General features: G+C 36.8%; 27 protein-coding genes. 25 read left to right on the top strand and 2 right to left on the bottom strand.

The features are described from left to right. The first annotated feature begins 38 nt into the window (after positions 1 to 38). The 13 genes from WAK64_RS10025 to WAK64_RS10085 all read left to right on the top strand — a co-directional run bounded on the left by WAK64_RS10025 (position 39) and on the right by WAK64_RS10085 (position 12,768). Complete coding sequence (locus WAK64_RS10025; protein WP_336586983.1) at positions 39 to 470, top strand: HIT family protein; 432 nt, start codon at positions 39 to 41, stop codon at positions 468 to 470. 39 nt (positions 471 to 509) lie between these two features. Then, complete coding sequence (locus tag WAK64_RS10030) at positions 510 to 953, top strand: FAD synthase family protein (protein ID WP_336586834.1); 444 nt, start codon at positions 510 to 512, stop codon at positions 951 to 953. Positions 954 to 1,180: 227 nt separating this feature from the next. Next, entirely contained in the window at positions 1,181 to 1,504 is a 324-nt protein-coding gene (locus WAK64_RS10035) for a hypothetical protein (protein WP_336586835.1), read from the top strand. Positions 1,505 to 1,818: 314 nt separating this feature from the next. Continuing rightward, positions 1,819 to 2,616, top strand: coding sequence for a nucleotidyltransferase domain-containing protein (locus WAK64_RS10040; protein ID WP_336586836.1), 798 nt, complete (start codon positions 1,819 to 1,821; stop codon positions 2,614 to 2,616). A 164-nt stretch (positions 2,617 to 2,780) separates the two neighbouring features. Continuing rightward, positions 2,781 to 3,470 (top strand): Dph6-related ATP pyrophosphatase, encoded by a 690-nt coding sequence (locus WAK64_RS10045; protein ID WP_336586837.1) that lies wholly within the window; start codon positions 2,781 to 2,783, stop codon positions 3,468 to 3,470. Between the two features lie 135 nt (positions 3,471 to 3,605). Then, complete coding sequence (locus WAK64_RS10050; protein WP_336586838.1) at positions 3,606 to 4,484, top strand: phosphotransferase family protein; 879 nt, start codon at positions 3,606 to 3,608, stop codon at positions 4,482 to 4,484. A 222-nt stretch (positions 4,485 to 4,706) separates the two neighbouring features. Beyond that, positions 4,707 to 5,078 carry a DUF1304 domain-containing protein gene (locus WAK64_RS10055; protein WP_336586839.1) on the top strand — a complete coding sequence of 124 codons (372 nt, stop codon included), beginning with the start codon at positions 4,707 to 4,709 and terminating at the stop codon, positions 5,076 to 5,078. Positions 5,079 to 5,184: 106 nt separating this feature from the next. Next, positions 5,185 to 6,405, top strand: coding sequence for an MFS transporter (locus WAK64_RS10060; protein WP_336586840.1), 1,221 nt, complete (start codon positions 5,185 to 5,187; stop codon positions 6,403 to 6,405). Positions 6,406 to 6,795: 390 nt separating this feature from the next. After that, the gene (locus tag WAK64_RS10065; RefSeq protein ID WP_336586841.1) at positions 6,796 to 7,233 is read left to right on the top strand and encodes a YueI family protein; all 438 of its coding nucleotides are present in this window, start codon (positions 6,796 to 6,798) and stop codon (positions 7,231 to 7,233) included. Between the two features lie 197 nt (positions 7,234 to 7,430). Continuing rightward, positions 7,431 to 7,721, top strand: a complete 291-nt coding sequence (gene gatC, locus WAK64_RS10070) for an Asp-tRNA(Asn)/Glu-tRNA(Gln) amidotransferase subunit GatC (RefSeq protein ID WP_336586842.1) — start codon at positions 7,431 to 7,433, stop codon at positions 7,719 to 7,721. A 12-nt stretch (positions 7,722 to 7,733) separates the two neighbouring features. Next, positions 7,734 to 9,194, top strand: a complete 1,461-nt coding sequence (gatA, locus tag WAK64_RS10075; RefSeq protein ID WP_336586843.1) for an Asp-tRNA(Asn)/Glu-tRNA(Gln) amidotransferase subunit GatA — start codon at positions 7,734 to 7,736, stop codon at positions 9,192 to 9,194. A 14-nt stretch (positions 9,195 to 9,208) separates the two neighbouring features. Continuing rightward, positions 9,209 to 10,636, top strand: coding sequence for an Asp-tRNA(Asn)/Glu-tRNA(Gln) amidotransferase subunit GatB (gene gatB / locus WAK64_RS10080; protein WP_336586984.1), 1,428 nt, complete (start codon positions 9,209 to 9,211; stop codon positions 10,634 to 10,636). A 527-nt stretch (positions 10,637 to 11,163) separates the two neighbouring features. Further along, entirely contained in the window at positions 11,164 to 12,768 is a 1,605-nt protein-coding gene (locus WAK64_RS10085) for a M4 family metallopeptidase (protein ID WP_473700446.1), read from the top strand. Positions 12,769 to 12,831: 63 nt separating this feature from the next. On the opposite strand, the gene WAK64_RS10090 is transcribed toward WAK64_RS10085, so the two are convergent. After that, positions 12,832 to 14,229, bottom strand: a complete 1,398-nt coding sequence (locus WAK64_RS10090) for an alkaline phosphatase (RefSeq protein ID WP_336586845.1) — start codon at positions 14,227 to 14,229, stop codon at positions 12,832 to 12,834. A gap of 217 nt (positions 14,230 to 14,446) precedes the next feature. Between WAK64_RS10090 and WAK64_RS10095 the strand changes: the two genes are divergently transcribed. The 12 genes from WAK64_RS10095 to WAK64_RS10150 all read left to right on the top strand — a co-directional run bounded on the left by WAK64_RS10095 (position 14,447) and on the right by WAK64_RS10150 (position 25,808). Beyond that, positions 14,447 to 15,067: a DUF1700 domain-containing protein gene (locus WAK64_RS10095; RefSeq protein WP_336586846.1), complete on the top strand. Its 621-nt coding sequence runs from the start codon at positions 14,447 to 14,449 to the stop codon at positions 15,065 to 15,067. Beyond that, positions 15,064 to 15,888 (top strand): DUF4097 family beta strand repeat-containing protein, encoded by an 825-nt coding sequence (locus WAK64_RS10100; protein WP_336586847.1) that lies wholly within the window; start codon positions 15,064 to 15,066, stop codon positions 15,886 to 15,888. The genes WAK64_RS10095 and WAK64_RS10100 overlap by 4 nt, the downstream gene beginning before the upstream one ends. A 175-nt stretch (positions 15,889 to 16,063) precedes the next feature. Beyond that, positions 16,064 to 16,447, top strand: coding sequence for a helix-turn-helix domain-containing protein (locus tag WAK64_RS10105; protein ID WP_336586848.1), 384 nt, complete (start codon positions 16,064 to 16,066; stop codon positions 16,445 to 16,447). A gap of 243 nt (positions 16,448 to 16,690) precedes the next feature. Then, on the top strand, positions 16,691 to 17,476 hold the full coding sequence (locus WAK64_RS10110) for a class I SAM-dependent methyltransferase (protein ID WP_336586849.1): 786 nt from the start codon (positions 16,691 to 16,693) through the stop codon (positions 17,474 to 17,476). A 3-nt stretch (positions 17,477 to 17,479) separates the two neighbouring features. Next, on the top strand, positions 17,480 to 18,280 hold the full coding sequence (locus tag WAK64_RS10115; RefSeq protein ID WP_336586850.1) for an arylamine N-acetyltransferase: 801 nt from the start codon (positions 17,480 to 17,482) through the stop codon (positions 18,278 to 18,280). 634 nt (positions 18,281 to 18,914) lie between these two features. Then, a complete protein-coding gene (locus WAK64_RS10120; RefSeq protein WP_336586851.1) occupies positions 18,915 to 19,586 on the top strand; it encodes a 5'-methylthioadenosine/S-adenosylhomocysteine nucleosidase family protein in 672 nt (223 codons plus the stop codon). A 409-nt stretch (positions 19,587 to 19,995) separates the two neighbouring features. Continuing rightward, on the top strand, positions 19,996 to 20,118 hold the full coding sequence (locus WAK64_RS10125) for a hypothetical protein (RefSeq protein WP_336586852.1): 123 nt from the start codon (positions 19,996 to 19,998) through the stop codon (positions 20,116 to 20,118). 207 nt (positions 20,119 to 20,325) lie between these two features. Then, positions 20,326 to 21,576, top strand: coding sequence for a helix-turn-helix domain-containing protein (locus WAK64_RS10130; RefSeq protein WP_336586853.1), 1,251 nt, complete (start codon positions 20,326 to 20,328; stop codon positions 21,574 to 21,576). Between the two features lie 334 nt (positions 21,577 to 21,910). Next, on the top strand, positions 21,911 to 22,822 hold the full coding sequence (locus tag WAK64_RS10135; protein ID WP_336586854.1) for a diacylglycerol kinase: 912 nt from the start codon (positions 21,911 to 21,913) through the stop codon (positions 22,820 to 22,822). Positions 22,823 to 22,970: 148 nt separating this feature from the next. Continuing rightward, positions 22,971 to 23,438, top strand: coding sequence for a GNAT family N-acetyltransferase (locus WAK64_RS10140; protein WP_336586855.1), 468 nt, complete (start codon positions 22,971 to 22,973; stop codon positions 23,436 to 23,438). A gap of 97 nt (positions 23,439 to 23,535) precedes the next feature. Continuing rightward, entirely contained in the window at positions 23,536 to 24,915 is a 1,380-nt protein-coding gene (gene rlmD / locus WAK64_RS10145; protein WP_336586856.1) for a 23S rRNA (uracil(1939)-C(5))-methyltransferase RlmD, read from the top strand. 263 nt (positions 24,916 to 25,178) lie between these two features. Then, positions 25,179 to 25,808 carry an immunity protein Imm33 domain-containing protein gene (locus WAK64_RS10150; RefSeq protein WP_336586857.1) on the top strand — a complete coding sequence of 210 codons (630 nt, stop codon included), beginning with the start codon at positions 25,179 to 25,181 and terminating at the stop codon, positions 25,806 to 25,808. 313 nt (positions 25,809 to 26,121) lie between these two features. Here WAK64_RS10150 and WAK64_RS10155 read toward each other — a convergent pair whose 3' ends face one another. Next, positions 26,122 to 26,637, bottom strand: a complete 516-nt coding sequence (locus WAK64_RS10155) for a TetR/AcrR family transcriptional regulator (protein WP_336586858.1) — start codon at positions 26,635 to 26,637, stop codon at positions 26,122 to 26,124. Positions 26,638 to 26,712: the final 75 nt, after the last annotated feature.

Here is a 26,712-nt window from a genome sequence, read left to right on the forward strand (position 1 = left end):
AAATTAGCTTAAAAGGATGGTGGGGTAAGTTGAGTAAAGTGATGGTTGATTTCAGAGAGAAGTTTAACATACCAGAATTAACAATGTTCGAAACCGAATACTGGATTTGGTCTTTAAGGCCGCACCAAGCAACTATTGGGGCTGGAATTCTTTCTTTAAAAAGAGAGTGTGCAAGCTTCAGTGATTTAAATCCAGAAGAACATTGTGATTTAAATACTATAATTAAGGTAATAGAAAAAACACTGAAAAATGTATTTGAATACGACATTATGAATTATTTAATGTTAATGATGGTAGATAAACAGGTTCATTACCATGTTATTCCTAGATACGAACATCCTGTTGAGGCGTTTAATGAAATATGGCATGACAGTGCTTGGCCTGGACTCCCTAATTTAGCTGGCGTTAAGCTTGAAGCTAGTAAACTTACGTCGATTTCTATGTTAATTAAGAATCAAATAATAAGTTAATAATATAATAATCTACGTCTATAATAGAGGAGGATTTCTTTGGATATCAAAAAAATTGGGTATACAACAGGTGTTTTTGATATGTTTCATGTTGGTCATTTAAACCTTATAAAAAGAGCAAAAGAGCAATGCGATTATTTAATTGTTGGGGTAACAACAGATGAATTGGTTTCGTATAAAAATAAAAAAGCAATAATACCGCATAAAGAAAGAATGGAAATTGTTGAAAATATTAAATATGTTGATCAAGTCGTACCTCAAGTCAATATGAATAAGATGGAGGCTTGGAAAAAATATAATTTTGACGTCATGTTTGTCGGAAGTGATTGGAAAGGGACCGAGAAGTGGAATGAGTATGAGAAACAGTTTGCTTCTATTGGTGTCGATATTATTTATTTTCCATATACAAAAGGCACATCATCTACTCAATTGAGAGAAACCCTAGAAAAAATTAAGAACATAGAAATTGCAGCTACAAAATAGATACTCTTACTGGGTCAGGACATATTGATGGAGAGGAAATATCAAGAGCTAGTCAAAATAAGTAGCTCTTTTTTTATAATTTTTCTCAACAATATCGTAGAACAAAATCTTTGTGTCGTTAAAAAGCGAATATAGGGTTTCTTATCTTCGATTTGTGGAAAAGAAGAGCATGAAAATGACGGAAGGATACATATCGTTCACATAAGACGAATAACAGTAAGCTATAGATGCCACATTTATGCCATACAGGGGTGGGGCGAAATTATATAATAGAAGTATCAAAAGCTGTAAGTATACTAATTACATATCAATTGTTAAAAACTGGAAATTCATTACCGTTTTTTCTTTTCAAAATATTTTTTGGAGAGAAACAGAGTGGCAAAGTATCGAAAAAAAAGTTGTCGTCGAAGCGCGAAAAAACAAAAGAAGTGGAATATATTAAAACGCTTAAAGGCGTCATGCATGCAAATGCAGGAGATTGTGTTGTTACAGGGATCGAGAGCGATAAGTATGAGATTTATGAAGTTATATACGAACAAGTAGAGGAATAGTTAAGACATCTTTTCAATAGTGGTTTTCTACAAAGCGCTTAGAATATTTCTAGGCGTTTTATTCGTATCACTATAACCATCGAAATTACCGGTTTTTGGGGGCACCTATTTTAGTATATCAATGCCTCGAATTGAACGATGACAATAATGAGGTCATGTATTTATCAATAAAACATCATTTTAAAGTAGATATTACTTCAAATTTAGAGAGAATAGATAGGTATAAATGATGGAAAAGTAGGGAAGTGATTTTGACATTGAGTAAATGGGGATGGGACGTATAAACGAGTTGAATAGAATGAGGAGGAGATTAGGTGAGAGATCATATCGTTGAAGTCATTAGAGCAATAGAGAATGACTATGAGGTCAAGATTCTATTCGCATGCGAATCGGGCAGTAGAGCTTGGGGATTCCCTTCCAAAGACAGTGATTATGATGTGCGATTTATATATATCCACAAGCCAACCTGGTATTTATCTATAGACCCAAAAAGAGATGTTATAGAACTACCTGGTAAGGATTCAATCTCCATTCCCGTTCACCCGTTATTGGATATTAGTGGCTGGGAGCTAACGAAAGCATTGAGACTTTATCGAAAATCAAATCCTGCACTATTTGAGTGGTTGCGTTCAAGCATTGTATATTACGAGTCGCATTCTATAATGGAAAAAATGAACGCTCTCGATCAGAAAATCTTTTCCCCAGCATCCTGTTTGTATCATTATTTAAATATGGCCAAAAAGAATTTTCACACCTATTTGCAAGGTAATGAAGTGCAACTAAAAAAATATTTCTATGTGCTTCGCCCTATTCTAGCGGCTAAGTGGATTGAAAAATATAGCGCTATTCCTCCCGTTGAAATTCAAGCATTAGTAGAAGATATTATATTACCTGGAGAGGTAAAGGAATCAATTATAGCTCTAATAAACAGGAAAATATCTGGTGAAAAAGGAAAGTTTGATTTAAAAGTAGAGGTTATTAACGAATATATTCTTAAAGAAATCGAGCATATCGAGGAATTTACGAAAGGGGTAACCAAATTCATTCCAGACCCCACGAAGGAGCTCAATAAATTTTTTAGAAATTCACTAGATGAAGTTTGGGCCAAATAGAAGAGGAACCTTCTTACTAGCAATAAACTGGATGAGGTTCAAAACTCTCTTTTTTCTTCCCTTTTAGTGAAGCTTGCTCGTGACTGGATCCGCAACAAAAGTCCTTTTGCAGCAAGATTTATGGTATGGTATTGACAGATAAGTTTAGTAGAGGTTGTGAGAAAATGGAGAGGAAAAAAGGGAAAAATGTTGCCGTAAGCTGGAGTGGTGGGAAAGATAGTTGTCTTGCTTTGTATCGTGTGCTTCAACAGAATGATAATGTCGTTTGTTTAGTCTCAATGGTGTCAGAAAAAGATGATCGAAATCATGCACACGGTGTACGGCTAGATATTTTAAGGTTGCAAGCTGCCGCATTAGGACTGCCTTTAATTTTAGTGGATTCAGCAGGAGAATATGAATTGTCTTTAAAAAGGGCACTCTATCTAATAAAAGAGGAATATGGAGTAGAGTCAATCGTTTTTGGAAGCTTATACTCAAAGGAAGATAGAGAATGGAATGAGAAAGTATCCTATCAATCTGGCCTTCAACCTTTATTTCCAGTATGGATTTCTCAAAATCATTCTTCTAATCTGCTTCATGAGTTTATATCCCTAGGTTTCCAATCTATCGTTTGTAGAGCTTCTACTAAGGTTTTTGATTCAACCTGGCCAGGCAGATTACTAGATTGGGATTTCTACAATGAAATTCATCAGACAGAGAGTTGTGTTATGGGGGAAGCTGGAGAATACCATACATTTGTGTTAGATGGTCCGATTTTTCAGAAGAAAATTGCAATTACACAATCAACGGTCGTGTTGAATTCCGGGCTATGGTCGTTGGATATTCAATCATGCCGATTATTGGATCATACATAGATTAAAAAGTAGTAAGTTTAATAGAGTCTACCTAATGCTATCAAAGGTTTAATGTAAGTGGATGGAATACATTTCTTTAGTGTTGACATTGTCTCAACGTGCATATCGAAGGGAAGGAGTGTTAAATAAATACGGATGAAAAAGCTGCAGCAAGTACTTAATCAATTTAAGTTAAATGTATTATCTGTAGACGATGTACCTCAATCATTCAGTTCAACCGTTTATAAACTTACCTTACTTGATGGTCGTACAGTTTATCTGAAAATTCCTTATTCACGAGAAAAGCTTCAAAGGGAGTATGCAGCGCTTACCCGTTTATATCATGAGTTTCCTGTTCCACAAGTGTTAGATTATTGGGAGGGGAATGACGATTTCACCGGTGCACTATTATTATCCACCATTCAAGGTGTGCCGTTAACGGGTAAGGTAGATACAAAGTTAGCCTATGATATAGGTGTGTACCATGCTAGGCTCCATGAAGTTGTTCCAAATGAACTGGATGCAACAAGCCCAGTAGAAAATGTGTATGATGATTGGTCTTCGTTTGTTGAAAGCAAATTTTATTTCTTTGCGAATGAAGTAAAGGAAATGATTCACCCACGTTTATATGAACAATCCTTACATTATTTTAATCATCATATGAAATCACTCTCGTCACCAGACGGTCCTTGCTTTATCCACCTTGACTTCCGACCAGGCAATATAATCGTCCATGAAAATCAAGTAGCTGGCATTATCGATTTTGAAAGTGTTCGTATTGGAGCTACTGAAATGGATTTTACAAAACTAAACCGAGATATTTTTATGAAATACCCAGGAACAATCGAAGCCTATCAACAAGGCTATCAGTCTATTCGTCCTCTCCTTGATTTGCAAACCATTTTACCTTTTTACCGTTTTTACGATGCTTTTAATTCCATTGGATGGGGCAAAAAGAGAAGCTTTGAAAAACACCGAGCTTTTGTAGAGGAGAATATGTCGATTTTAAAAACTATCTTGGTGGGCTTTCGATAGGGATATATAAAGCAAGTGAAATCATGATGCAACCATTGGTCTAGCACTTAAATTAATGGCAAAGTCATCATGATCGATTGTGTATCAGGATATTGAAAAGATGGTGGTTAAATGGTGAAAGTTCATACTTACCATTTCAGCATTGAGATTTTTACTCGTATTAGGGTTTTCGTGTAGTGGAGGAATGTACAAAGAGAAAAATTATTCATAAGGGGTGTGTATATGGAACTCATCGCATTTATTTTTACTTTATTAGTAGCAATCGAACATGTATACATTATGGTGTTAGAAATGTTTTTTTCAACTAGTAAAACAGCGCAAAGAACATTTAAGGTGTCAGAAGAGTTACTAAACCACCCAAAAGTAAAAACGTTATTTGCTAACCAGGGGTTATATAATGGTTTTCTAGCTGCGGGTTTAGTTTGGGGATTATTTTTTGTGCCAGACTCATTTGAAATAAGTGTTCAAGTTTTCTTCCTCCTATGTGTAATTAGTGCGGCTGTATTTGGGGCGTTAACAGCGAATAAAGGAATTTTACTAAAACAAGGACTTCCAGCGATTTTAGCTTTACTCTTCATATTGCTTTCAATATAACGAGGTTATTCTTCCGTTTTAAATGAAATGTATGCAGAATGAGTAGGTTGCTAGTGAACACTAGCACCTTTTCTTTTGGGGTCCGATTTTTATAGGAGGAAATATAATGGGACGTTCCTATTATGGTTTATTAATAAGCCAGACAACAACAAATTTAGGTTTTTCACTTTATACGATGTCTGTGGTGTTGTTTTTATACCATGCTACAGGTTCAACGACTTTATCAGCAGGAGTTACGTTGATAAGCGTCATATCCCGCATGGCAAGCAGTACACTGCTTCCTACTTTCTCAGACCGTTATCAACTGCGTTCTCTTTTGCTTTTTTCTCAAGTATTACAATGGTTTTTCCTTTTACTTCTTTGCTTTTTGTTTTCTATTGATATATCAAAAATGACAATCGTATTAACCTATGTTGTCATAGCGATTATTTCGTTCTTTAATGGCTGGTTTTCTCCATTAAAAAGTACTTTAGTACGTTCAATCGTTCCTGAACATGAAAGAGTAAAGGCAAATAGTTTACTTTCAACGATTGATCAAACATTTTTATTTGGAGGCTGGACATTTGGTGGGTTATTCCTATCCTTCTTTGGCGCAGCTGTAACGGTAGGAATGTCCGTATTTCTAGTGCTTCTATCGTTTTTATGTCTACTCACTGTAAAGGTTCAAAAGAAATCAACATTAAGTTCGAATGAATCATTTAAAGCCCGTTTAACCAATGGATGGAAATTTTTATATCGGCATAAAGGGTTACGAGTAATCGTAACAATGGACTTAATGGAAGCTTGGGTCGGAACCATTTGGATTGGTGCTGTTACTTTGGCATTTGTCAATGAAGCTTTGCAGTTAGGAGAGACTTGGTGGGGGTACATTAATGGAGCCTATTATTTAGGAACGATTATTGGAGGAGTTGTTGTCTATCACTTTTCAACCAAATTACGTGGTCGTCTAACCCCTTTTATGTTAGCTGGTGCTAGTATTTTTGGTGTTTTAACCCTACTTTATGGTTTGGTATCAAATCCTTATATGGCTTTACTATTAGTATTATTAATGGGACCAGCCTATCAACTTCGAGACCTTGCCCAAGAAACTATGTTTCAAAATAGTGCGGATCAAGAGACACTCACAAAAATTTTTGCAGCGAGATCCGTTCTCGTTCAATTTATTTTCATCTTATCTATCATTGGAATTGGAGTAGTGGTTGATCTTATAGGTGCACGCCTTGTTTATATCTTGGCGGGAGGTCTATTAATTAGTTCTTCAATTTATGGCTTCATGAATTTAATGGTAAAAAAGAATGGGATGAGTCTGGAAAGAGATTTATCTTAACATTGTCACGATAGGGACATCCATTCGTTCCCCTAGTATAGAGAGATAAATTTGATTCCTTTACTGCGAAAAGTGGATTCTTGCAAATAGTTAATGTTAATCAAACGTTTGTTTAATCTGTAGAATGTTAAATCTATTGACTGGATGGAGATAATCTTACATTAAAAAGGATGGCTAAACATGTTAAGTCGGAGCTGTATACGCTTGGTTAAGGAGTAGAGCATGTTTATTTACTCTTTATTGCCCACAAGCTTATACTGTTTAGAGAAAGGATGCAAGGTGATGTTATTTCTTCTAGGTAACATCAGTTACATTGTGTATGACCTTTTGGCTGTTGTTACATAAAGTAATAAGGAACCATTCATAATAGGTAATAAAGGAGATTTTCAAATGGTAAAAAAATCGGTCGATGATTATTTACAAGAAGGAATGTACGGGAAGAAAGAGCTCAAGCCTGATGAACGAAGACGGTATTTAGGAACATTTCGTGAAAGAGTACTTGTGGCGTTAACCAAAAGTCAAGTTCGAAAAAAGGGCGTTTATCAGGAGATTGAGGAATTAATGAAGAGCCATCCTAAAGCTCACCTTCTTCTAAATGGAAATATGAATTATTCCTATTTGTCGGATTATATTAAAAAGGCTAATCAATTTAATCTCCACTATACGATGGTGACGAATAAAGAGTATGATTGTGAATATGGCTTGGTTTTAGCCTATGATTATGCCATTAATAAAAAGGACATTTTACTATCAGACAATGAGGACTCGCCCAAAGCCTCATCTCCGCAGAAAAAACCATCATTATTTCATAAGCTCTTTAAAAAATAAGCTGTATCGATGAAGATACAGCTTTTTGTTTACGGAAACTTAGCTAGTTACTATGATACCTTCCATGAGGGTCACCTTTTTACTTTAATAGAATAAAAATTAGCTCAATTCATTGACGGATGTTGTCAGAATAAGGACAGGTTTGTTAAGATGTTTTTATTATTGTGAGAGTTCGAACATTTCGGAGGTGAAAGGATATGTCAAAAATATCAAAGGACGAAGTAAGACATGTAGCGAATTTAGCTCGGCTAGCTGTAACTGAAGAAGAGGTTGAAATTTTTACAAAGCAGTTAGGCTCCATTATTAGCTTTGCAGAGCAGTTGAATGAGGTCGATACGAGTCATGTTGAACCTACGTCTCATGTAATTCCATTGAAAAATGTCTTCCGTGACGATAAGCCGATGAACGGTCTTCCTCGTGAAGAAGTATTGAAAAATGCACCTAAGCATCAAGATGGGCAAATTGTGGTACCACCTATTTTAGAATAAGGAGGAAGAAGTGTGTCGTTATTTGAATCAAACCTAGTAGAGTTACAGCAGTTATTACATAAAAAAGAATTGACTGTGTCTGACTTAGTAAACGAATCGTTTAAACGAATTGCGGAAGTGGATGATAAAGTACAGGCGTTTATTACTTTAAATGAAGAAAAAGCTCGTCGCCAAGCAAAGGCACTTGATGAAAAACTCGGTACAGACGAAGGAAAAGGAATGCTCTTTGGGTTACCGATTGGGTTAAAAGATAATATTGTAACGAAAGGGCTTCGCACAACATGCTCAAGTAAAATTCTTGAGAACTTTGATCCTATCTACAATGCAACCGTTGTAAACAAACTTGAAGCAGAAGAAGCGATTACAATTGGGAAGCTAAATATGGACGAGTTTGCTATGGGCTCTTCCACAGAAAACGCTCGCTTTCAATTAACGCGTAATCCGTGGAACTTAGAAACCGTACCTGGAGGGTCTTCAGGGGGTTCTGCTGCTGCTGTTGCAGCAGGAGAAGTACCGTTTTCATTAGGGTCTGATACAGGTGGGTCAATTCGCCAACCTGCTGCTTTTACTGGAACAGTTGGCTTAAAGCCGACCTATGGACGTGTTTCACGCTTCGGTCTTGTCGCGTTTGCTTCATCGCTCGATCAAATCGGCCCAATTACACGTAACGTAGAAGACAATGCGTTTTTGATGCAAGCAATCTCTGGGTATGATGAAAATGATTCGACATCAGCAAATGTGGACGTCCCTCCTTTTACCCATGCCTTAACAGGAGATATAAAGGGGTTAAATATTGCAGTTCCGAAAGAGTATTTAAGTGAAGGAGTAGGAAAGGAAGCTCGCCAAGCTGTTTTAGCTTCATTAAAGGTACTTGAAAGCTTAGGCGCAACATGGGAGGAAGTATCGTTACCGCATAGCCAGTATGGTATAGCAGCCTACTATCTATTATCCTCCTCAGAAGCTTCGGCTAACCTTTCACGCTTCGACGGTGTTCGATATGGCTATCGTACAGAAAATCCTGAAAACTTACTAGATATGTATAAGAAAACAAGGGCAGAAGGATTCGGTGAAGAGGTGAAAAGGCGCATCATGCTAGGAACGTTCGCCCTAAGCTCAGGGTACTATGAGGCTTATTATAAGAAGGCCCAGCAAGTGCGCACATTAATAATGAACGATTTTGAAAAGGTATTAAATAAATACGATGTCATCATTGGACCTACGACACCTACCCCTGCATTTAACATTGGGGAAAAAATAGATGACCCACTTACGATGTATGCCAATGATCTATTAACGATTCCTGTTAACCTAGCAGGTGTTCCAGCTATTTCTGTTCCTTGTGGCTTTTCAAAAAGTGGATTACCATTAGGTTTACAAGTGATTGGACGGCATTTTGATGAAAGTACGATTTACCGGGTAGCCCATGCTTTTGAACAAGCAACCGATTTTCATAAACAAAAACCAATCTTGTAAGGGGGGATTTATTGATGGAATTTGAAACGGTTATAGGACTTGAAGTTCATGTCGAATTAAAAACAGACAGCAAAATCTTTTCATCTGCACCGAATCACTTTGGAGCAGAGCCAAATACGAATACAAATGTGATCGACCTTGGATATCCAGGTGTACTTCCTGTTCTTAATAAGCGAGTGGTCGATTACGGCATGAAAGCGGCAATGGCATTAAACTGTGACATTGCCGAAGTGACTAAATTTGATCGGAAGAACTATTTTTATCCAGATAACCCGAAAGCATACCAAATCTCCCAGTTTGATAAGCCGATTGGTGAAAATGGCTGGATTGACATTGAAGTGGATGGGAAGAAGAAACGAATTGGGATTACGCGTCTTCATTTAGAAGAGGATGCAGGGAAGTTGACCCATACTGCGGAAGGCTCCCTTTGTGACTACAATCGTCAAGGAACACCGCTTGTCGAAATTGTGTCAGAGCCTGATATCCGTACAGCGGAGGAAGCGTATGCTTATTTAGAAAAGTTAAAAGCGATTATTCAATATACAGGAGTATCAGACTGTAAGATGGAAGAAGGCTCCCTTCGTTGTGACGCTAATATTTCCCTTCGGCCGGTTGGTCAGAAAGCCTTTGGAACGAAAACAGAGTTGAAAAATTTAAATTCATTTAATTTCGTGAAAAGGGGATTGGAGTTTGAAGAGAAACGACAAGAAGAAGTCTTATTGGCTGGTGGTTCGATTCAACAAGAAACCCGCCGATTTGACGAAGCAACAGGCGAGACGATCTTAATGCGTGTAAAAGAAGGATCAGAGGATTATCGTTATTTCCCAGAACCAGATCTTGTCGAAACCCATATTAATGAGGAATGGAAGGAACGGATTCGTGCTGAAATTCCGCCATTACCTGATCAACGTCAACATCATTATGTAGAAGAGCTTGGCTTACCAGCCTACGATGCCAACATTTTGACAATGACGATTGAAATGGCCGATTTCTTTGAAGAAACCGTACAAGCTGGAGCCGATGCTAAGCTTGCGTCTAACTGGTTAATGGGAGAAGTATCTGGCTATTTAAACGCTGAACAAAAAGAATTAGCCGATCTTCCTCTAACTCCAAAAAGCTTAGCGGAGATGATTGCGTTGATTGAAAAAGGGGTTATTTCTTCTAAAATTGCGAAGACCGTCTTCAAAGAGCTCGTGGTGAACGGGGGTAGTCCAGAAGCAATCGTTAACGAAAAAGGATTGGTCCAAATTTCGGACGAAGATGAGCTATTGAAGCTAGTCGAGAGTATCCTTGACCAAAACGAACAATCCATTGAGGATTTTAAAAATGGGAAGAAAAAGGCCGTAGGCTTCCTTGTTGGTCAAATGATGAAAGCGACAAAAGGGCAAGGAAACCCACAAATTATAAATAAATTACTACTGCAAGAGTTAAACAAGCGATAGATAATGTTCGTTATGCTGGTAATGGAACGAACATTGTCATATGGAAAAAGAAAGCTCAGTGCTATTCGATAGCGCTGAGCTTTCTTTTTTTATTGCGTAGATTCTAAGAATAAACCATTATGAAGCAGTTTAGCCACCGGTAGGCCTTTAAAATATAGGCAAAAAGATTAAGACCATTTCAATCCCCATTTTATCGCCTCTTAACAAGTATAAGGTCATTTTCTTATCTATAAATTATTAAGCATTCCTCGAATTTTTGAATTAGAAGGAATTACTTAAAATAGAGCTCGATATTTGTCACTTGGAGAATGACATTATTCTTATTCATTCTACAAGACTAGACTACTAGGATATATGGCCTATTTGGTAAAAATAGGTCAAAAAGCGTCTAGTATTTTTTCTCTAAATAAAATATATTTTTTAGTGTTAATATTCCAAATATTAATAAAATTTAGAAAAGGAAGTGTTTTTATTTGAAAAAACAATTACTAGTTTTAGGTTTAGCAGCAGGATTGGTAGCAAGTCCCATTCTGTCTCAAGAGACGTTAGGTGCAGCGGATGTTCATGAAAAAATAAAGTGGAGCCAAAAGGTTGGAACACCAGAGTTTGTTGCAGGTAAGCTGACAAAACCATCTAGTAAAAACGCCGAAGAGGTTGTATTTGGATATATTAATGAGAATCGAACGAAGTTTAAAGTGTCAGGAGAGGCAAAAACCTCTTTCATTGTAAAGGAACAAAAGAAGGATGAGTTAGGGTATACATACCTGCGCCTTCAACAGGTATATAAAGGGACTCCTGTCTATGGTGCAGTCATGACCGCCCATGTAGATGGTGAAGGAGTTTTAACAGCTGTCTCAGGAGCAGTCCAGCCTGATTTAGATCAAAAAGGCGCGTTAAAAGCAGGAGGTAAGCTGAAAAAGCAAGAGGCAACAACGGTGGCAGAGCAAGACCTTATCGAATCATTAGGCTCTACTCCTGAGTACGAATATGCACCAAAATCAGAATTAGTCATTTTTGTTGATGGGGAAGAAGCTCACTATGCTTATCAAGTTAATTTAAATTTCTTATCGCCTGAACCTGGAAATTGGAACTATTTTGTTGATGCTGTTACAGGTAAGGTATTAAATAAAATCAATGAAATTCATACCGCCAAAGGTAAACCTGGAAAGCCTGGTGGGAATAATGGAACAGATGAAGTGGGAACAGGTATAGGTGTATTAGGAGGTCAAAAGTCGTTAAATACGTACTTATCTTCTTCCACCTATTATTTACAAGATAATACAAGAGGTGGGGGAATCTTTACGTATGATGCCAATCAGAGAACTCGCCTTCCAGGTAGCTTGTGGGCAGATGATGATAATGTACTGAATGCTAGCTATGATGGAGCCGCTGTTGATGCACATCACTATGCAGGTGTGACGTATGATTATTATATGAATGTGTTCAATCGAGATAGCTATGATGGAAAGGGAGCACCGCTTGAGTCAACTGTTCATTATAGCAGAAGCTATAATAATGCTTTTTGGAACGGTAGACAAATGGTTTATGGAGATGGCGATGGTTCGACCTTTATTCCACTATCTGGTTCACTAGATGTCGTTGCGCATGAATTAACGCATGCTGTAACGGATACAACAGCGGATCTTATTTACTCCTATGAGTCCGGTGCTATCAATGAGGCAATGTCTGATATTTTTGGAACATTAGTAGAGTTTGAGGCAAACAATAATCCAGATTGGGAAATGGGAGAAGATGTGTACACACCAGGTGTAAGAAATGATGCTCTTCGTTCACTAAGTGATCCAACGAAGTACAATGATCCAGATCATTATTCCGTTCGCTATACAGGCTCGGGAGATAATGGTGGTGTTCATATCAACAGTGGAATCATTAATAAGGCAGCCTATTTATTAAGTGAAGGTGGAAGCCACTATGGCGTCACAGTGAGGGGCATTGGTCAGGATAAGCTAGGTGATATCTTCTACCGCTCTTTAACACAGTATTTAACGCCAAGTTCTTCCTTTAGTCATCTTCGCGCGACGGCTGTACAAAGTGCAACAGATCTTTACGGTGCAGGTAGCGCAGAAGTGACGAGTGTCAATCAAGCGTTTGACGCAGTCGGAATCGAATAATATAGAATAAGGATAATGATAAAGAAGCGACCTTGGTCACGTACCAAGGTCGCTTCTGTTTTTTTATTCCCACCAACGCTTCCAATCCCATTTGCGTTTTTTCCCTTTACTGTTTTTTGCTAAAATATCGAATGTAATGTCGGCGTGAAGAGTGTTGTCAATCATGCCTCTGAATCTTTCACTTTGTGGTCCAAATGCAAAGACAGGTACTTCTTCCCCAGTGTGTCCACTTGTCGTCCAGCCTGAGCGAACGCGTTCGTTGGCAATGGCTTCAATGGCATTGTCGATAGCTTTACGATCACTACCCGCATCCTTTACGGCTTGGATTTCTTCTGGCGAAATCTCAAAATCGATGTTGGCCTTTAACGTATCTTCTACTGAAGCCCCATCAGCAATTAAGGAAGCCATATAATCTGGCGTGTGTTTAAACTTTTCGATTATGTTCCCATCAAATAAATACGGGCCACCACTCCCGATAGATAGTCCTCCTGTACTGTGATCCGCCGTAGCAACAACCAATGTCTCTCCATCTTGCTTCGCCCAATCGATGACATATTCGAACATGGTCGCATATTCTTCCATTTCACTCATAGCGGCAACGATATCATTGTCATGTCCAGCCCAGTCAATTTGACTTGATTCAATCATTAAATAAAAACCATCATCACTTTTGCTTAATCGTTCAATGGATTCCTTTGTCATTTCCAAAAGGGAAGGCTCCTCTTCATGGCGATCGATGGCTTTGCTTAAATCTTTCCCGAATAATCCTAAAATTTGATTGCTTTGGTCTTGTAATAGCTGAGAACGAGTTGTAACGTATCCGAACCCATCTTTTACAAATTCAGCTGTTAGGTCACGATCCTCCCGTTTAAAATATTGTTCTCCCCCACCAAGAATGACATCTACTGCATGTTGTCCATTAATCATATTGTCATAGAAATCATTCGCAATTTCATCGTAATTGCCACGATGCTCATTTTTGGCTACATAAGCAGCTGGTGTCGCATGGTTAATTCGAGAGGTAGCTACTAAACCAGTCGCTAATCCATCTTCCTTTGCTTGTTCTAGCACTGTCTTAACAGGATTGCCCTCCTCATCTACTCCAATGGCATTATTATATGTTTTAATCCCTGAGGCCATTGCTGTTGCTGTTGCAGCAGAATCAGGAATATTTTCTTCATGATCATGAGAGTAGACGGTTTGCATGCCAACAAAATAATCATCGAATATAGTCGGTTCTAAATCTTCCGTTGAAGGATCGTCTTTCATATAACGATAAGCCGTATAATAGGGTTGCCCAGCGCCATCTGCCACAATCATAATCATGTTTTTAACACCGGTTTTGTTTTTCTTCCCTCCACCCCAAGTGGCTGATGCTGTGGAACTAACGGTTAATGTAGTAAGTGCAAGAGTTGTGACTACAGCTAACGGAAGTATTTTTCTCTTAAACACACGTTTCAATGTAATTCCTCCTCTGTACTGGTTATTTCTATTTCAGCATAAAGCTAGTTTGTTAATGTAATATGAAGACAATTGGCGAATTTTGTTAAAAAATACTAAAGAAGCCATTACGTTTTCTATTAATAATCACAAAGTAATAGAATATATTTTTCAAAGAAACAGGATTTTCCGTCTAGATGGTTAAATTAATAGTAAAAGCTGTAAAAGAGGTGAGAGAATGACAAAAGAAGAATATTTACAACGACTTGATATGGCGCTTGTGGATGTACGACCAGAACGCCGAACAGAAGTCATCGACTATTATCGTCGACGAATAGAGTTAGGTTTTTCTTATGAAAAAGATGTAGATGAAATGGTGAACTATTTAGGAACCCCTGAGGAAGTGGCAGAAAAAATAATAAAAGAAGAACAACAGCCCGACCCTCAGCCAATAAAACGCAAGGAACCATCCCCACCATCCCCACCATCCCCATCGTCTGCAGGTCATGCTATTTTGGTTATCGGGCTTATGTTCTTTACTCTTGTTATTGTACTTGGTCCAGCGCTTGGGTTTGCAGGAGCCATTATAGGCTTTTTTAGTGCTGCCATTGCTCTATTATTCTCTGGAGTGATGATTCTTTTTGCAGAGCCTATTGGTGCACTATTACAGTTAGATGTAAATGTAGCAGGATTAAGCGGAGGGGAAAAATGGTTGACACTCATCTTTGCAAGCATGCTTACGGTAGGCTTAGGGCTTCTTTTTTGGGCATTTAGTGTTTGGTTAGGAAAAGGCTATCTGTTTGTGGTAAAGCAGTATTATCATTGGATGAGAAAAGTCGTAAGAGGTGACAGTCGATGAACAAACGTATAGCACTGTCAGGTTTGATTTTATTTTTAATAGGGGTTATTGGTCTATTCGTCATGCTTTTAACAACGGGCGGTTTTTCCATGGAAAAGAAACCTATTGCAATGGAGAAGGTTATTGAGATAAACGATTTAGAGCAAGTAACTGTTCAGTCCACAACCATTGACCTCCATTATCAATCACATGATAAGGAAAATGTCTTAGTGAAGCTTTCTGGTGACGTTTCAGAAGAAATTGAGGTAGACATAAGAGCAGAGCAGAAGGGAAAGACATTAGAAATCACGATTGATGAAGATAATTGGACTTTATTTTCTATTTTTCGCTTTTTAGATGTCGAAGCCACAATATTTCTTCCTAATAACAGTGTGAAGGCTCTTGACCTTCAAACGACTACAGGTGATGTATATGTTGAGGAGTTTGACGGAGCTGAAATAATGGCTGACGCGGTAACAGGAGATGTTAACATCGCCCATTTTAATGGGACGATGATGAAAGGGGAAACGACTACAGGGAAGCTTTCTCTTACAGATGTGGTAGCAGATACAAGGCTCATTAGCACAACAGGTGACGTTGAATTTAATGGAAAGCTAACAAGAGCACTTGATATATCGACGACGACAGGCAGCGTTCTCATAAGGGTGAATCCAACCCCGTCTGAATATAAACTCGTACTAGATTCTACCACAGGAGATTTTGTGATTGATTGGCCAGAACTTCAAGTACAAAATGATGGTCATTATACTCATTCCACTGGAGATGGACCAAAGATTATAGTAGGAACAACAACAGGAGATGTAAGCTTGCTCACGAAGTGAACATATTAGGATAGAGTAGTAATCACAGTATATTTTGCGATGAAACGGATTCAGGTTGACCTCAACATTCGCCAGTGAGTAGTCATGGCTCTTCTTTCGTTTGTTTTTTCCACTCATTCCCTATTCACGGAATACCGTTACTCTTGATAAAATGAGGAGGAAATGGGGGAGAATAATGATCCATCTTAAGACAAATGACATCGTGAAAGAACTACTCGAACAATTTCCTCATAAAGTGAATGTTAAGCTTGGGAGCATTCTAAAAGAAAGAGGGATGACTCAAGGAGATTTACACCGCTTAACAGGGCTTCGAGTTGCCACTATTAATGAGTTTGTTCATTTTAAGAAGAACTCACTAACGGTTGCGCATATTGTGACAATTATGATCGCCCTTCGTATTTGGGATCTTCGCGAATTAGTAGAAATCGAATTTGATGAAGAGGTTATTGAATATTTTAAGAAGGAACAGACGACTATGGTAGCAGGTTTCACGCAGGATTTGAAAAAAACAGCGGGTGAAAACGTTGCAAGAATGAACCAAAGTAAAGTATCTGTTTAGCCTTAATGAAAACAGCCATTGTGCTGTTTTTTTTTATGAAGCTGATTGGAGAGAGAGGATTTTACTATTTCGTCTTATTAAACAAACGTTTGATTAGTTCATTTGGCTTAAAAAAGCTTAATAAACAGGAGAATTCCACAGGGGAGAAGGAGTTCGAAAAAATGTATCGAAATAATTATTAATGAAACGCTTTATAAGGCCATTAAGGAAAAATATAGATATTATTTGAAAGCAGGGGACTTGATGAAAAGTATTGAGAGCGGGAAAGTGACACAGCCGTATATAAAGTCTCGTGATGAAATTCCAAATAGCTTTTTTGATAGCTTATTATTTCGTGGAATACAATTTAAAGGGAAGCGTATCGTTGACTTAGGGGCAGGTACCGGTACTCTCACTCGTAAAATTCATAAACGTGGAGGGGACATTGTCGGGATAGAACCTTCCTCACTTATTAATATTGCAGAGCAGTTGAATGAAAAATATATGACCACCGTGCCTTATCGGAAAGAATATGCGGAAAACGTATCATTAACAGAAAATGAGTGTGATATGGTGGTAGCTTTTCGTTCCTGGCAATGGTTTGAGCGACAAAAGGTATTGGGAGAGATAAACCGCATTTTAAAGAAAAATGGCATTTTCATTGTAGCGGATTCGACGATTTCGCAGAGAACTCCGGTTGTTGAAGAAACATTTTCTTTATTAAAAAGGTATCTTCCTGAAGGGTTCTGGGAGAATAATGCAAGGAAACCGCATATTAACAACCTTCCTGTTGAGTGGTTTACTGAATGGACAGATAGCGGATTTGATACGAGAGACGTGTACAAAAAATATTATGATGTGCCGTTTACAATTGATGAGTGGTGTGATTGTATTCGATTTGAGTTTGAGTCATTGACAATGGAAATGGATCGATTAGAAGAGGGTCTTCAAGCACTAAAGGAACATTTACGAAACGACTTCCAGATGAACGAGTCGTTTCTCATTCGTCATTCGTACCAAGTAGTGATATTGCATAAATTGGATGAATGATACATGGAAGCCGTCGTGGAACGATATGTGAATTACTTGTATTTAGCAAAAGAAGATCCGAATGTGAACTACTTACAGCGATTGATTCAGCACCATCTTCTTCGAGTACCTTATGAAACGGTCAGTAAATTTCACTTTTTTCTTCACGAAGATCAACGAGTACCATCTTTGGAACAATTTATTGAACAGCTTTGCCATAAGCAATGGGGCGGAACGTGTTTTACACTAAATATTAATTTTGCTCGTTTGCTAAAAGAGCTCGGTTTTGAGACAGACTTTGTACGTGTGCATCCAGGACATCTTGGTCTTATGGTGAAGGTTGCAGGGAAACGATTTTATGTAGATGTTGGATATGGAGCACCCATTATGAAACCAGTTGAGCTCGAGCAAAAAAAGCGGCATGTTCTCCATGGATTTGGGGAAGAGATTATTTTTACACAAAAGGATTTTGCTCAATTTGAAATTGACCGTCGCTCGAACGGAAAATCATTTGTGAAAAAGCTAATTGACTGGACACCGCTATCACAAAACGAAATGGATGTAGACATTCAACGGTCCTATGAAGATAAACCAGACAATCCAAACATGCGAAGAATCACAGCAGTAAAATTTCAAGGCAATACGTGTTTCTATTTACGTAATCAAACATTAAAAGTAATGACATACCGCAATCTTCGGGAATACGAGATGAGAAGTTATCAAAAGTGGCGTGACACCGTTCAACAAGTATATGGATTTCATGATCGACCATTAGAAGAAGCAGTCGAATTTTTGCAAGATCGAGGGGTTTCGCTATTTAACTAATTGTAGTTTTTTAAGAAAGCATTGAATGACTATACGCTAGTTAAATCGCCTGTTCAAAAAGAGCACCCTAGCGTTATGCGGATACGCTTGCTCTTTTCGTGGACACCCTCCGCATTTTGAGACTTTGTTTCATTTTCTTTGAAAAGAATTCAGATGAAAAATTACAGGAATGGATGATTGACACATAGAAAACTCAAACTTCCAGTAATATCTCACCTACAAAAAAGGACAATTACTTCATCCATAATAGTGAAACAGAAGTGGAGATAAGAATATTCACACTATAGAGCATACAATGAGACGGTATTTAATCAATTAAAAAAACGAGGAAATAAACTAACGGGTTTACTTTTGAGATGAAACCAACACCTTCAAGCAAAGTAATAATGAATTTATTTTTAAAAAACACACATTTTATGAACTTTTGCTATTTATTTACGAAGTTTTTAGGATATTTATGTTAAAGATTGAGATGTTATGTACTTAAACTAATGAGCAGGTTAGTAAAAAAGGATACCTACATAGTAATAACCAACTGTTGATGAACAGAGTAAAGATGAATAGTGATAAAAATGAAATGAAGACCGTGTATAGACATTTTCGTGACAAATTATATTTGTAGGGTGATAAGTCGATGATAGGAATAAGCATAGCAACGAAGTGGGAATACGAAGCAACATTGGAATACTTTAACATAAAAGATAACGAACGATTCAGTTATCCATATGGCGAGTATTTCATAAGGACAATTAATGGTACTGAACTTGTTTTTTATAGTACAGGTGTAAGAAAAGTAAATGGTGTTGGTGGTAATCAATACATGATTTCTAAATTTAATTTAACTAAAGTAATTGTTGCTGGAACATGTGCAGGAATAGATGATAAGTTTAGTAATTTAGATATTTTTGTACCCGATAAAGCCGTTCAATATGATTGCACAGTAAAAGAAGTTGAGCCTCTAATTAAACAATCCTTCATAGTTAATATTAATCTATCAAAATATGGGAATGATTTTTATAACGGAACAATTGGCACCGCTGATAAAGCAGTAGTTATGTGGAAGGACTATTTAGAACTTAAAAAGAACGAAATAACCATAGCCGATACAGAAGCGGGTGCAATTGCTTATATCTGTAAGAAGAATGATGTTGAATGCATTATTATTAAAGGAATATCTGATTTTCCAACAGATGAGAGAAACTCTGATAAATTCGAATCGAACATTGAACAAATTAATGTTTATTTAGAAAACACCCCCAAAGTAATGAACAAAATATTTGACGAATATTTAAATAGATTTATTTAAAAATAATGAAGGTGAATAGAAAGATGATGATTGTTGATATAACGAAAATCCGTGAATTATTATATGAGAAAAAGTAAGTATTACACCTTAAATATAGATATATTAACAAAAAACACACGGTAGTTACCGTGTGTTTTTTGTTGTGTTTTAACTGTTCGCACCTTTGAAGCCTGTTAGGAATAAACCTCAGGTTTTTCCAACAAATTAAATACCTACCTTATATTACTATACTGCTCTACAATCCCAAACTATAATGTATTGTCCTACATAAATTTTATCTGGATCAGTAATACTAGGGTTTAAGTCAAGGATGGTGCTAATTGGGATATTAAATTTGTTCGAAATAAGCCATAAAGTGTCCCCAGAGTGAACTTTGTAGCCAATTTTTTTACATCCAACAGGTATGGCTTTGTCTGCAGAAGGTTCAGCAGCTAAAGCAGTATTTGTGTTCACACTAGCCATCGAAGTTAATAGACCAAGAGAAAGAACAGAAGCCGTTACAATTTTTGAATTTTATTTTACCTCTCCTTAACATCCTTTTTTAAAACGCTAAACCAAGATAGCACTGACTAACAAATTATATTATTATTATTATTCTAATTTTTTATTCCATAATAATTAATGTATTGCAATATTTAGTATAATAGATACAAATATGCAATAAAGTCTTGCTTTGAAGTGAACTTCTGTCGGAGAAAAATAGTTATTGCTAATTTATAGTTGCAATGGAGAGGATTCTATGGATTTAGATATTGGCCAAATCATAAAATATAATAGGAAGCTATGTAATCTAACACAAGAACAATTGTGTGAAGGGATATGCTCCGTTACACATATGAGTAAGATTGAAAATAATGTAACTCATGTTTCAGATGAAGTCGTTCAAATGATTTTTAAAAGGCTTAATATAAGCATTGATTCTGAGGAAAAAAAATTTAAAGAATTAAAAAGTCAATTATTCTCTTTCTATAAGGCTTTGGAATATAAAAATCGAAATCAGATAGATTCACTCTATAAAACCCTAAAGAACGCTGAAAATTTTATAAAACAAACTAATCTTTATCCAATGTATCAAGTATGTAAGGTAAAGTACTTTTTTTATCATGGAGATATAAAAACAGGTGAAAGACTATTAAAAATTTTAGAGAGAAATATGAGTAAATTTCACCCCAAAATACAAAATTATATTTTTCATCTTTTTGGGATATATTATTTATTAATGATGAAAAATGAAAGTGCCTTAAAATATCTAAAAACTACATCAGAGGAATACAGAGAAGAATCAGAAGAATATTTCTACCATTTAGCGTTAGTATATAGTAACTTAGGTTATACATCTTTATCATCTTATTATAGTGAGAAAGCTATAAAAAGCTTTAAAGACCATAATAATTTTGAGAGAGTTTTTGATGCAGAATTTACTAAGATTATTCAACTTAATGTAAGTTCAATAGATGAAAGAGAATTCATTATTGAAAAATACCTTGACCTATTAGAGGTTATAGAGCAATATAACCCGGAACACCCTATGAGAGCAAGAATTTTTCATAATTTAGGCTATGAATATCTTCAGAATAAACAGTATGAAGTTGCAAGGGTTTATTTTGAAAAGTCTATGAACTTAAAATCACAAATTAGTAGTTTTTATCTTTCTTCTCTCTTTTCATATATCAATTGTATTAAACATATTCCTTCAACAACTCATAAGGAATTAATAATGTTAATAGAGAAAGGCTATACACTTTCTGATAAATATGATGTTCAAAAATACCTTTTATTATTTTCAGCGCAAAAATATGAAATCCTTGAAGAAGAGGAGAATTCTATGAACTTTATGGAAAAAACGTTGCTACCTTATTTTTTAGAAACTAATGAGCATAGTTATTTTGAGATTTATGGAAAAAAATTATACTGTTTCTACTTAAAAAACAATCATTATAAAAAAGCAGTAGAAATAGCATCCAAATTATTAATTTCAGAGAAGAATTAATATGAACGATTAGAAGAGTACTATTTTGTATTTTATAAGTGTGAATTCTTCAACCGATTTTACATTTTTCGAACGAGAAGAGCGTATCATATCACTTACTTTTTTATTGCCAGTATGAAATAATATGAATTGAACAAAATGAATATCGCCAATTAGCGCTTTCTAATGTGAAACTAGGAAGAGGCTATCATGGTAGGGATATTTATTCATAAAGTAGTGTTAGATAAAGCAAGTAGGAGCAGTATTGGTTTTTTCTAGAAATTACGATATGATGGTATGGAAAGTAGGAAATAGTGCTGAATTTTGGAATTTAGATGAGTAGGATGATGGTTTAATGAAACGAGCAAGAATTATATACAATCCAACTTCAGGTAGAGAGCTTTTTAAAAAGCATCTCCCAGAAGTATTAATGAAGCTAGAGCGAGCAGGCTATGAAACAAGCTGTCATGCAACAGAGTGTGAAGGGGACGCAACGAATGCAGCCAAAATTGCGGTAGAAAGAAAATATGACCTAGTCATTGCAGCGGGTGGAGATGGTACATTAAATGAAGTGGTCAACGGACTGGCTGAGCAAAAATACAGACCAAGACTAGGCATTATCCCGATGGGGACAACCAATGACTTTGCAAGAGCACTTCATTTGCCGAGAGACATTGAGGCTGCGGTGGATGTCATCATTAAAGGGGAGACCATTCCAGTTGATATCGGACGCAAGAACGATACATACTTCATTAATATTGCTGGAGGCGGGCGTTTAACAGAGCTAACTTATGAAGTGCCTAGTAAGCTTAAGACAATGCTTGGTCAGCTTGCGTACTACTTAAAAGGAATTGAGATGCTCCCATCCCTTCGTGCTTCAAATGTGTCGATAGAATATGATGGGAAAATATTTGAAGGAGAAGTCCAACTTTTTTTAATCGGACTAACGAACTCAGTAGGTGGTTTTGAACGTCTAGCACCTGATGCTTCCATAAATGACGGACTGTTTACGTTAATTATCTTGAAGAAATGTAACTTAGCCGAATTCATTCGCATTGCTTCACTAGCCCTTCGTGGTGAGCATCTTAACGACCCAAAAGTCATTTATACGAAAGCAAATCACGTGAAAGTGTACTCAGAAGAAAAAGTTCAATTGAACTTAGACGGAGAATTTGGTGGCCTATTACCAGCTGAATTCGTAAACCTTTATCGTCACATCGAAGTGTTTGTGCCACTAGATAAAATTCGTGAAGAAGATCGTGTGTAGAAAGATATGGATTGAAAACTCCTAGATGATAACTAGGAGTTTTTTGTACAATTAAACGTAATCAGTTTATCCATATAAAAAGGGTCCACACTAGCTGATTAATTTTGTGTTTAAACATAGAGAGGAACTATGAATGAGGGGGACGGATATGAATTTGACATTACATTTGGTCGTTCAACAGGAGAGGGAGAAGTACCTTCCTCTCCTGTTGTTAGCAGATGAAAGCAAAGAAATGGTGAGGGAGTATATCGGGGAAGGAGACATGTACACCATTAACAGTGAAAGGGGAATTGTGGGAATTATCCAAGTTACCTTCCTATCATCAAAAGTGGTGGAGCTAAAAAATATGGCCTTGTTGGAAGGTTATCGGGGAAAAGGAATAGGGAGAAAGGCGATTGAAAACATAGAGAAGCTGTACAAAGGAAAGGGCTACGATGAACTAATCGTAGGAACGGCTAATTCAAGCATCGACAATATTGCCTTTTATCAAAAGGCGGGGTTTCGAATGAGCGAAATTCGGAAAGATTTCTTTCTATCGTATCCGGAACCGATTGTCGAAAACGGTATTCAAGCGTTTGATATGATCGTGTTTCGAAAAAGGTTATCAAGTTCTTAAGGACATGGATGAAATTAGCTTTAGAACATCACCCCTTCTTTATTAGGAGTTATGATACAATCAATTAGGCGAAAACGAACGTAAAGGAAGTAGAAGCATGAGTAAACAACTCCCTGTAAAAAAAAATGATTATATTGAAGCATTATTTGAGGATTTAACCCATGATGGAAATGGTGTGATGAAAATAGACGGCTATCCGATCTTCGTCCCGAACGCTTTACCAGGTGAAAAAGGGAAAGTGAAGATTATTAAAACGAATAAAAAATATGGTTTTGGTCGTTTGATAAGCCTAGTAGAGGAGAGTCCTCATCGTCAAGAGCCACCTTGTCCTATTTATCATGATTGTGGTGGATGCCAAATTCAGCACATGAATTACGAAGGTCAGCTGAAGGCGAAGGAAAACAACGTACGAAATGTGATGAAAAGAATAGGCAAGCTCGAAAATGTTGTGATTCATCCTACACTAGGAATGGATGAGCCATGGCGCTATCGGAATAAATCGCAAGTACCTGTCGGTCTTCAAAATGGAGAACTGGTCGCTGGTTTTTACGCCAAACGAAGCCATGAAATCGTCGATATGCCGTATTGCATTATCCAAGACAAACGAAATGATGAAGTTGTTTCCCTTGTAAAAGAGCTATGTAAACAACACGGTATCCTCCCGTATGATGAAGAAAAACATCGAGGCGTTCTTCGCCACGTGATGGTTCGCTCTGCTTTTCAAACAGACGAAATTATGGTCGTTTTTATTACGAAAACAGCCGAGCTACCGAACAAAAAGAAAATAATAGAAGCTATCCGTACGAACATCCCTGGTGTGAAATCCATCGTGCAAAACGTAAACGCAAAACGGACAAACGTGATCTTTGGTGACGAGACGAAGCTGCTATGGGGCGAAGAAGTCATTTATGATTCCATTGGTCAAGTCAAATTTGCCATCTCTGCTCGATCCTTTTATCAAGTAAACCCTGAACAAACGAAGGTGCTGTACGACAAAGCGTTAGACTACGCACAATTAACGGGCAACGAAACTGTCATCGACGCATACTGCGGAATCGGTACTATCTCGCTATTCCTTGCCCAAAAAGCGAAAAAAGTGTACGGCGTCGAAATCGTCCCGCAAGCCATCGAGGACGCTAAGCGAAATGCGGAATTAAATGGATTCCGAAACGTTGAATTTGCCGTTGGCGCATCAGAAGACGTAATTCCAAAATGGTACGAAGAAGGCGTTCAAGCCGATGTCCTCGTCGTTGACCCACCGCGAAAAGGCTGTGATGAAAACCTACTAAACACGATTTTACAAATGAAGCCGAAAAAAGTTGTATACGTGTCCTGTAACCCAGCCACGTTAGCTAGAGATTTACACGTGCTAGAAGAAGGAGGATATCAGACGATTGAAGTGCAGCCTGTGGATATGTTCCCGCAAACGATGCATGTGGAGTGTGTGGCTCAACTCTTTTTAAAAGAAGGCAACTAACCTTTGTGGTTGTTGTCTTTTTTTGTTCTTCGAAAGGGTTTTCGAAGTTGAAGTGAATACTTAGATTACCATCATTGCTACAAGTGAATTTATTTGCTAGTAAGTGCAAAACTTGATGAGTTAAATCGTTAAGGATTGAAACCTCTTTGAGTCTTTTGCCTAATTAAAGTGCATAGTTAGAGATTCAGCTCAGTGCTATAATAGTAAAGAAACGATCTATATTCAATATTTAAAATCTTATAAATTAAGGGGAGAAAAAAAGGATGTCTTGGTATTTGGATAATGTTTTCGACCTAAACAAAGCGTCGCCGTATACGTTTTATGTTCCAAGTTCAAAGGTGTTAGAGAAATTAAAAATCGGTGATTTGGTAAAGCTAATTTTCGTAACTGAAAATCCTGAAGATGAAGGATTTAGAGGGGAGAGAATGTGGGTTCAAATCTCCACCATTAAAGGAGAGAAATTTAATGGAAAACTGGACAATGAACCTCAGCATGTACCTTTAAATCTAGGAGATGAGATTTCATTCGGAATTCAAAATATATGTGATACGGAATATGAAGACCCGAATTCAACAGACTGGGATTTTTACTTTGATGCCTTAGTAACGGTTAGCAATGATGTACTTGAAAAAAGGGAATTCAACTTTATGCTAAGGGATTATCCACATGGAGAAGGTGATTTTGGTTGGTCAATATTAAGTGGATATGAAGATGATGATTTTTTAAGTGATTCTGAAAACTTTCAAATCATCTCTATTGGGGTAATCTTGAATATCGATGATTCCATTTTAGACTTTATACAAGAACCGCCTTTATGTGCTTACGAAAGAAATGAAAGAGGCGATTTTTATAAAATAGATGATTATGATTGGGAAACTTATTTAAATGGTTAATAGGAATAAGGGTATATCTTGTCTTTATACTCTTTAACCTCACACGATGACCAGTCATACCTATTTTTGCGTCAGTAGTTGATGTTATATGGGTTACATTTAAAGTCAACAATTAACTAGCTTTGGTTTTCGACTGACTCCTATTTGTTTGATACTTAAATGTATCCTCTATTTTCATAATAATCACTTACTATAATTAATGGCCCTAATAATTACTATTTTAATGTTTCGCTTGATCGCCTCTCTCAAACGAAACAATCACCCTATTAAGCGTAGATAAACTAGAATTTAGAAAAAAAGAGATAACAAGATATTATCCCTTTTTAAACATCCATTGAATTAAATCCTTCCCTTGTTTAGGAGTTATTTGATTGATCGTTATTTCCTTAAGAATTGTTCGCCAAGAGGATATCAGTATAATCTCAATGGGAAGTTCCTGAATAGTACTTGTTAAATTTGATAAGAACTCTTCAATTTTATCATTTTTATCATAAGGCGTTTCTTCACTAATTAATCTACAGATGTTTAGTTTTACTGCAGCGTCTAAACCAGTAATTAATGCAGCTTTTAATGCTTCTTCTGGCTCATCAAATAAAGATGCCGCACCCTCCATTCTATCAATTAATCTTTGTTCCATATCAGTTCTGATTACTTCATAAAGCTTCGATTTTGAACCAAAATGATGATAGACTGCACCGGTAGTCATATTAGCTTTTTTGGCTAATTCTGTAACATTAACTCCGTTGTAACCCTTTTGGCTAAATTCCATTATTGCAACCTTAATTAATGTGTCTTTACTTGTTCCTGGTATTGGTATCCACTCTTTCATAATGTTGATTTTAGCATATTGACATAGTTTGGTAAATGATTTACGCTATACATAATCAACTTATGTTATGCATAA

This window comes from Bacillus spongiae (assembly GCF_037120725.1).
In the GTDB taxonomy this organism is placed as follows: Bacteria; Bacillota; Bacilli; order Bacillales; family Bacillaceae_K; genus Bacillus_CI; species Bacillus_CI spongiae.